Here is a 4,447-nt window from a genome sequence, read left to right on the forward strand (position 1 = left end):
CGAGATGTTCTACAACCCGAAGCGCAAACACGCCCGGAACGGAATGCTGTCGCCGGTCGACTTCGAGCGGCAGCAAAAACTGAGATACGAAGGCGTCTAAGAAACGCGGGGCTATTCACACAGATACCCAGCCCTTGGCCCCGGAGAATACAGAACCAGAGCCCTCCAACAGTTTAAGAAGAGTGCGGCTTCGTTTGAATCCAGAACCGCTACCGGTGCCCGAAAAGATCAGAAGCCTTTACGCTGAATTTGAATCGTTGGAGCTCGTCGCGCGTGCATTGGATATAGATCGCCGAGCAGCGGTCAAAGCATTGGCCTACGCTGGAATAGATATCAAAGACGAAATCGCGAAACAGTGGGAGGCGGGTAGCTCTCTTCGCGAACTGCATGAGCAGCATGGTTCTGGATGCGATACGATTTCGAGGTGGATCAAGAGCACGGGGCGTGAAGTCCAACCGCGAAATGCCAACCGTCACTGCGATGAAGCGCTGATCGTTGAGACGTATTTAAAGACACGATCCGCAAACCGATGCGCTCTGGCGGCAGGTGTTTCGTGGGAAAAAGCGCGGAACATCCTGCGGAAGCGGGGAATGTGGGAGAAGTAACCACTTCGTTCCAACTATCGAAGGAACCTACCATCCACGAGGGCAGCATGGTCAAGCCGACAAATCCGGAGCAGCATGAGTTGCACGATCGGCCGATGTACGGCCCGAAGAACCCGGAAATCGCAAACATGGTGGAGCGGCTTGCTTACGATCATGGGATTGAACTGCCCCGGATTTGCCGGAGGCTTCAACACCTCGAACCGCCGCCCGATTTGCTGGAGGCTAAATCCGGTAAGTCCGCTTGAGTTGAAGCAGCGAGCGTGTTCGGATTAAACAACGTCCAACCAACCGAGACCATCCAAAGGCCCCTCCGCGAGATCCGCTGCCGTATCCCCTACGTCAACTACTAATAGCGCATTCCCATCCAGGCTCTTTATCGTGAGAAAATCACCATCCGCTTGAATTGAAAGCGCGTTGGCGGAAGCTCCAGCAGCGAGGTGGAGAACGATCCTGTCGCCCTCGCCAGTATTGAAGTCGGTAATCTCCTGAAACGAGGCATCTATACCCAAGTGGTGAAATTCGTCCGCGCCGCTTCCTCCCGTTAGGATGTCACTGCCACCGCCGCCTTCCAGAACATCGTTACCATTCCCGCCGAACAGGATGTCGTCTTCGCTCGTTCCCCATAAGGTGTCGTTGCCGTCCTGACCGTGAAGCTCGAGTCCGGAATCCCGATTGGAAAAGCGGGCCGATGTCATATCGAGAATGTCGTCGCCAGCGCCTGCTAGAATACGCTCGATTTTATTGATTCGGGATACGTTGGTGGAACCTAAAACAGCATTGAAGTCACTTAAAGCGTCATCGAGAAAATAGGCGTCGTTGCCGCTGCCCAGGCGGACGCAGTCGAACCCATCCCCCCCGTCGGTCACCGCACTGTATCGATTAAACCCTTCGACCGAAACGCTCCATGTCGCAAGACCTTCCTGCCCACTATGGACATGGAGGGCGCTATAGCCCTCCGAGAAGGTCTCTGTGGTCGACAGATTAAGCCAGTCATCGCCGTTCCCACCAAACAGGGCGCCTGCCCCATCTGTAGATAGAAGCGTATCAGCGCCTGCTTCCCCGTACAGGATGTCATTGCCGGGACCATCGGTTAGCACGTCATCACCATCGCCGCCGTGCATGGTGTCATTGCCCCAACCACCCTTCATCGTATCGTTATCCTCGCCGCCGACCAACGAATCGTCACCGGCGCGCCCCAACAAGACGTCTCGTCCTACGCCGCCGACAAGCTCATCAGTGCCACCTGTCCCGCTCTGCTCTGCGGGCTTATCCATCACGATGCGAACGACGTCGAACGGCATGAGATTCAACGACAGATTCGCGTCCCCGTCTGCGGTTTTGATGCGTTGGATGAGCGGATCAACGTCGATCTCGCTGGTGAAATAGTAATGATTTATGTCCGTGGGGCGGGCGACTAACGGAATGATCGTTTCGAAGGGCGGTAGATAGGTTAGTATCTTATCACCGGAGTAGTGCACATGGTTGGGGTTCTCCGTGTCAAAGAACGCAAGTGTCTCGAGCTGTGCCAATTCGTCTGAGGTTATGGTTCTTCGCCCGACGCGTCCCCCTCCATCCGAACTTGCAAAGTCGCTCAGGCCGTCAGAACTTCTCGGATCGACTGTCAGGCGGTCAATGGTCACAACGGAGCTACTGGTGACGAGACTTCCGAGGTTGAGATCAACACTCGACGGCCTTTCGGACCTCAGGGATACGAAGAGAACATCCCGGTAGCGGCTGCTGAAATGATTGATCTCGACGCTGCCATCTCCACCCAACCAGTCAGAAAGAACGCTCTGGAACTCGTCCACACGGCCGGTTTCGCTCTCTCGTGGCCGAAGGCTCTCCGCCAACATTGAGAAGGCCGCGCCGCTCATGGTGTACTCGAGGTCCTCGGCGTTGCGAGTGCCCATGATGTTATTGGGTGTACGGTGTTGAAGTGGCCAGACATGAGCGTCATCGACACCCATCCGCACCATAAACTCGAACATCTCCAGCAGGACCGAAGCGCTGGCAGCACCATGCTGGGTATCGTTGTGCGCTACCACGTTCCACTCGGTGATGAACAGCTCGACGTCTCGGCGTAAGTGCTCTTGGAAATTCTGGAACCGCTGGTCGATCCTGCGGACCTCTCGCCAGTCCGCAGCATCTGCAAATCGCAGTCCGTCTTCCCTCGTGACGTTATAGTAATAGTGAGCAACAGCCCCATCCACCGCGGCAAGAGCTCGCGGTGTTAACGAAGACAGAATAGCCTCGTTTGCGGCATCAAAGTTCCCGGCGTCGTCACCGCCCTTGTAGCTACTGGCAGCACCGTTGGTCTCCGCCATCTGCAGCAAGATCTTCGGGTCCGACACCGCTGTCCCGGCCGCCCCTGCTAGCCGATCAAGAGCGTTCTGCGTAGCATTGATCACGCTGTTCGCGGCGATACTGTATTCCGTCTCGTTCATGGCGGGAATGAAGTCGGTACCCTCGATGTATTCGGGGTGTACCGATCGATCCGCGTAATCGACCTTTTTGCCAATCGAATACTCGTTTCCTATTTCGAATGCGGCAATTAAATTCGGGTATTTGGTAAGCAGCCGGTGCACGAACGCCTCTATTTTGCGTTCGGAGATATCAACCTTTGTCGGAAGAACGAAGGTCACCTGATAGGTACGATCTTCGGTCGAGTTCTCCACGCACCAATCAAGGAACGCGGAAACTTCCGGCCGCAAGCGCCCGCCAGGCATTCTTGTGACATCCAGCGTGTTCTCGACATGCCCCCCAGGATACCTCAAGTTAGCTATCTTATGAACCTGAATTGCTTCCTGGAATCCCGCTGAAGGACTGTAGTCGACACGACTGCTGGAGAGGTTAATATTATGAAGTGCGTTCGCGCCAAATTGATCCGATTTCACGGTCTGTCCGCTAGCAGCTGATGATACGTACTTCAAACTGATCTTTGGCATTCCAAACTCCATATTTCCCGCGCTCGGAGCTTAGTAGAAGTCGGTGCACGCCTCCTAAATGCACGCGACATCACTTCAGAATTTATCTAATCAATCATTAAGGGGTTTTGATATGATTTCGAACAATTATACCCTGACAGGGTTTGGCGGAGCTTGCAATTCGCGGTGGTAGCAGTGCCACACCAGGAGTATCCTCACCTTTATATATTATTAACTGAAGTAGTGTACCAACATAAGGTTCGCGATGGAGGTTTTCATGTGGCCCAGAAGCTTTCCTTTCAAACTCGACGATGTTCATAGCATTTCTTATGTGTCGTTGCCGGAGCTTTACCATGATGTGAATGCGCACATTTTAAGATCTTCGCTTCCCGCCGATGAGTATGGCATCGGTAGCTGCAACTGCTACAGCTTTTTTGACCTTGTTGAGTACTTAACCGTGAAATATCTGAAAATTGACTTGGAGTGCGAGCGGCTTTGGGTAGAGCGCTTTCTTGATCAAGTGTGTTTTATAGAGGAGGTGGTGGGTGATGGACCTCTGGCTCGGGGCGGCAATGGGAGCATTCTTTTCTTCGAATTAAATCTTATTTGAATTTCATTCATAGAAAACTCTGAAAACGCGAGAGAGGCGGATGTCTATCGCGCGACCCATAGAATTTATACTGACCTACGCGGGATTTTTTTCTAATTTTTCTTCAGACGGTTTCGAAGTTTAGAGTCAAGAATCATAGCCAGTAGATGACCGTGGCGGCGAGAGCGATTGCCGAGAGGAAGACCTTCGGTGGCCTGCTGCCGGTTTCGTGGACACGAAGATAAGATCGTGACCAAGGAACTGGAGAGTGGAAATGAAGAGACGGAAGTTCAGCCGCGAGTTTAAGATTGAGGCGGTAAAGCTGGTGA

Annotated in this window: 4 protein-coding genes; 3 read left to right on the plus strand and 1 reads right to left on the minus strand. The window is 53.4% G+C overall.

Translation table 11 applies throughout. The features are described 5' to 3' along the window. The first annotated feature begins 215 nt into the window (after window positions 1-215). Both LCM15_RS22635 and LCM15_RS22640 read left to right on the plus strand, forming a co-directional pair. Complete coding sequence (locus tag LCM15_RS22635; RefSeq protein WP_224860080.1) at window positions 216-605, plus strand: hypothetical protein; 390 nt, start codon at window positions 216-218, stop codon at window positions 603-605. 47 nt (window positions 606-652) lie between these two features. Beyond that, window positions 653-850: a hypothetical protein gene (locus LCM15_RS22640; protein ID WP_224860081.1), complete on the plus strand. Its 198-nt coding sequence runs from the start codon at window positions 653-655 to the stop codon at window positions 848-850. 24 nt (window positions 851-874) lie between these two features. On the opposite strand, the gene LCM15_RS22875 is transcribed toward LCM15_RS22640, so the two are convergent. Beyond that, entirely contained in the window at window positions 875-3,550 is a 2,676-nt protein-coding gene (locus tag LCM15_RS22875; RefSeq protein WP_318246080.1) for a calcium-binding protein, read from the minus strand. A gap of 256 nt (window positions 3,551-3,806) precedes the next feature. Between LCM15_RS22875 and LCM15_RS22655 the strand changes: the two genes are divergently transcribed. Then, the gene (locus LCM15_RS22655; RefSeq protein ID WP_224860082.1) at window positions 3,807-4,139 is read left to right on the plus strand and encodes a hypothetical protein; all 333 of its coding nucleotides are present in this window, start codon (window positions 3,807-3,809) and stop codon (window positions 4,137-4,139) included. Window positions 4,140-4,447 lie beyond the last annotated feature (308 nt).

It is taken from the genome of Salipiger bermudensis (assembly GCF_020171625.1).
Lineage (GTDB): Bacteria > Pseudomonadota > Alphaproteobacteria > Rhodobacterales > Rhodobacteraceae > Salipiger > Salipiger bermudensis_B.